General features: G+C 67.9%; 5 protein-coding genes and 1 pseudogene. 3 read left to right on the top strand and 3 right to left on the bottom strand.

The window, feature by feature from the left end; all coding sequences use genetic code 11:
- The 3 genes from KBZ33_RS21180 to KBZ33_RS21190 form a co-directional block, all read left to right on the top strand.
- Nucleotides 1–935 (top strand): LysM domain-containing protein (locus KBZ33_RS21180; RefSeq protein ID WP_255011993.1); only part of this gene is annotated, 935 nt, incomplete at its 5' end.
- Nucleotides 936–1030: 95 nt separating this feature from the next.
- The gene (locus tag KBZ33_RS21185) at nucleotides 1031–1327 is read left to right on the top strand and encodes a ribbon-helix-helix protein, CopG family (protein ID WP_255011994.1); all 297 of its coding nucleotides are present in this window, start codon (nucleotides 1031–1033) and stop codon (nucleotides 1325–1327) included.
- 11 nt (nucleotides 1328–1338) lie between these two features.
- Nucleotides 1339–1590, top strand: coding sequence for a hypothetical protein (locus KBZ33_RS21190; protein ID WP_255011996.1), 252 nt, complete (start codon nucleotides 1339–1341; stop codon nucleotides 1588–1590).
- Between the two features lie 152 nt (nucleotides 1591–1742).
- Here the strand turns inward: KBZ33_RS21190 and KBZ33_RS21195 are convergent, their stop codons facing one another.
- From KBZ33_RS21195 to KBZ33_RS21200, 3 genes and pseudogenes are all read right to left on the bottom strand, one after another.
- Nucleotides 1743–1934, bottom strand: a complete 192-nt coding sequence (locus tag KBZ33_RS21195; RefSeq protein ID WP_255011998.1) for a hypothetical protein — start codon at nucleotides 1932–1934, stop codon at nucleotides 1743–1745.
- A 353-nt stretch (nucleotides 1935–2287) separates the two neighbouring features.
- A pseudogene (locus KBZ33_RS21965) lies at nucleotides 2288–2344 on the bottom strand (hypothetical protein); the annotation flags it as partial.
- A gap of 9 nt (nucleotides 2345–2353) precedes the next feature.
- On the bottom strand, nucleotides 2354–2686 hold the full coding sequence (locus tag KBZ33_RS21200; RefSeq protein WP_255011999.1) for a hypothetical protein: 333 nt from the start codon (nucleotides 2684–2686) through the stop codon (nucleotides 2354–2356).
- Between the last annotated feature and the right edge of the window lie 397 nt (nucleotides 2687–3083).

Genomic DNA, 3083 nt, shown 5'->3' on the forward strand with positions numbered 1-3083 from the left:
CCGAGCTGCCGCCGGTCCTCCCGGGACCCTGGGCCTGGCTGGCTTCTGACCTTGCCTGGCAGACCAATGCGCTGCGGCCCGTGCACCAGCCGGCGCCGCTGCCGCTGCCGGATCCGCCCAACCCTGGGCTCCCTGCCTCACCAGGCAACACCTGGACCCCACGGCCTCGTGTGCTGCAGCCCCCGGTGGAGCAGGGTGTGGCCTGGCTGGGGGATCTCGAGGCGCTCCAGTCGCCCGGTGTGCTGCCGCCCCAGCCCCGCGCCCAGCTGGCTGGTTGCTCCCTGCTCACGGCCGGCTTTCCTTTCGGGGAGGGGGGCATCGGCCGGCTGGTGCAGAGCCAGCTGGGCGAGGCGATCGAGTTCGTGCTCAAGCCCCAGCGGGTGATCGTCATCGAGCCCGGCGACAGCCTGCGGGTCCTGGCCGAGCGCTACGGCACCACGGTCCAGACCCTGCGCCATCTCAACCCCTCCCTGCTCTCCCTCGACACCGTGCTCACCGCAGAGGGCGACACCTTGCTCAGCCTCGCCGGCCAGTACGGCACGACCGTCGAGTGGCTGATGGCCAACAACACGACCCTGGAGCGCTGGGGCGGCCACACCGTGGTCGATGGCGACAGCCTCAAATCCCTTGCCGAGCTGTACGTCACCACCGCAGACACCCTGCGGCTCTACAACGCCCCCACCTACGACTTCTTCTCGCGCTCCGAGCCGTTGCCCGTTGGCGCCCACCTGGTGGTGCCGCTGGTGCGACCCTCGACTCCCCTAGACCCAGGCCAGAACCTGCTGGTGCCGCTCTACCGCCCCGGGACCCTGCTGCCCTTCGACAGCTGGATCCATCTGCCGAAAGCGCGCCGCATCGCGGCGGACCCGGACGACCGCAGTTACCTCGATGCGCCGGAACCAGAGCCGGAGCCGGCACCTGAACCGACGCCTTGATCCTCAGGCGCAACGGACAGGCCATGGAGCTCAACAGGAGCCGGCGCTCCAGCCAACTGCTTGTACTTTCGAAGTGTCACGGCCAGGGAGTAGCGATGCGAGCCATCTCCGTACACCTCGATGACGCCAGCGCAGCCAGGCTGGACAGCCTCCGCCAGACCCTCGGCCTCAGCCAGAGCGAGGTGGTCCAAGCCGGCCTCGCGTTGCTGCAGCGACAAGCCGTCAGCCCCGCAGCACTGGCCGAGCGGCTCGGGCTGATCGGCTGCTTCTCCAGTGGGGACCCAGGCAGCGGCCCCACCAGCCATGGGCGGAACCACTCGGCAGTTCTGCGCCAGAAGCTGAGCCGGCAACTGCAGCAGCAACGACAGATCACGCCGAGGTCTGCCATCTGATCCCGGCGGATGTGCCCCCACGCTTTCTCAGCTGGGTTGCACTCGGTGGTCTGAGCGTCGCTGACCTGACTGGCTCCGCCCTGGAGGTGATGGCCAGCTGGATGCGGCAGTACGGCGATCTGCCGATGGATCTGGCCGATGCCTCGCTGCTCTGGCTGGCCCATGAGCATGGGTTGCGCCGCATCGCCACGCTCGACTGCCGTGATTTCGGCGTCTACCGACTGCCTGGCGGCGAAGGCCTCGAAAACCTGTTGGAGGCTTGAAGGCGTCGTTCCGGCTGACTGGCTCAAGCCACAGGCCGTCGCAGGAGAGGGCGGCTGGCAATAGCCGGTGACGTCAACTGGGGTCGATCCCCGGGAGTGCAGCACCGATGGGCCTCACTCTGATAGAGGCAGTCCCCCCTCCCGCAGCCGTATCACAGCGCCCCGTACTCCCTCGCCGCCTGCCGCAGGACGGTTAGGGCCTCCTCCTCCAGCCGCTGCTGCTGTTCGGGTTCGAGACCCATCACCTTCTGGATTTGGCGCCGGTTGAGCGGATGCTCGCGCAGGTAGCGGTGCCAGAGCAGCCGCTGTTGCTCCGCGCTGAGGCGCTGCAGGAGCAGGGGCAACAGGGAACGCTTGGGTCGGCGCCATCGGCGGGAGCGGCGATCCGCTCCAGCAACGGCAACCCAGCGCCCTCACCATCACAGCCTCCGGGACGGTCCAATTCGGCGGTGGCCTTGCGCCACCAGATCAGCAGCAACCCCTCCAGAACGGCTGGGGCAACGGGGGAGTGTCGGGTTCCGCAGCGCTGCGCCAACCACTCCAGGCTGGGCAGCGAACCGGTGAGCGTCTGCTGCTCCCTGGCCAGCCGCTGCGCTCGCAGCACCAGGGCCGCCTTGTCATGGGGCAGGCGGATCATCCGCCGACCCCGGCGCTTGCACTCCGAAAACCCCCGCCGCACCCAGAAGGTGGCATAGGTGGAGAAGGAGTAGCCAAGGCTCGGGACGTACTTCTCGGCTGCCCGCAGCAGGCTGATCGCTGCCTCCTAGAAGGCATCGGCGGTGCCCTCGTCCTCAGGTGGCAATGAGGAGCGATGGCGGCACCAGGCGTGGCAGATCAGGCGGAGGTTGTGGAGCACCAGCTGGTCCCGCGCCCGCAGCGCACTCCGGCGCACCGGCTCCGGGGCGTGATCCGCGCCATCGGGGTGCTGTTGCCAGCGGTGGATGCGGCGGGCGAGTTCGAGCAACGTCCGCTCCGAGAGCGGCTGGTGGCGGCTTGTGGCATCAAGCCAGGCGCGCACCGAGGGAGAGGTGCGGGATGACGGGAGATCCTGGGCAAACTTGGCGGCCGGTGCTGACGCGGGGAACGACTTGGCCATGGGGCTGGATCGCCAGTGGCGATCGGAGGCGTGATGGCCGCGATCGTGCCTATTGCAACTCGAATGCAACTCGAATCGGCAATGGCTCAGCCGGTCTTCCTGTCAGGTTTTGCTGATCAGCCTGGAGAATCAGCTCTTGCTCGAGGACCGCCGTCGCCGTGCCCTGTCGATGGGGGTCACCGCCGCCACCGGACACTTCTGGTTCTGATGACGAGCCAGATCCAGCAGCGCATCGGCCAGCTCCCTGGGACCCTGCTCCAGCTGCTTGGCCTAGGAGGCTGTTGCGCATAGATCACTGCCGACCTTCTCCACAGACGCCCATGAATCTGCCCAGATCCTTGTGACTGCAATGGATCTGGGCGAGAGAATGGGGCATGCAGAAGCCCAAGACCTTCCG

Source organism: Cyanobium sp. Cruz-8D1 (assembly GCF_024345975.1).
In the GTDB taxonomy this organism is placed as follows: Bacteria; Cyanobacteriota; Cyanobacteriia; order PCC-6307; family Cyanobiaceae; genus Cyanobium.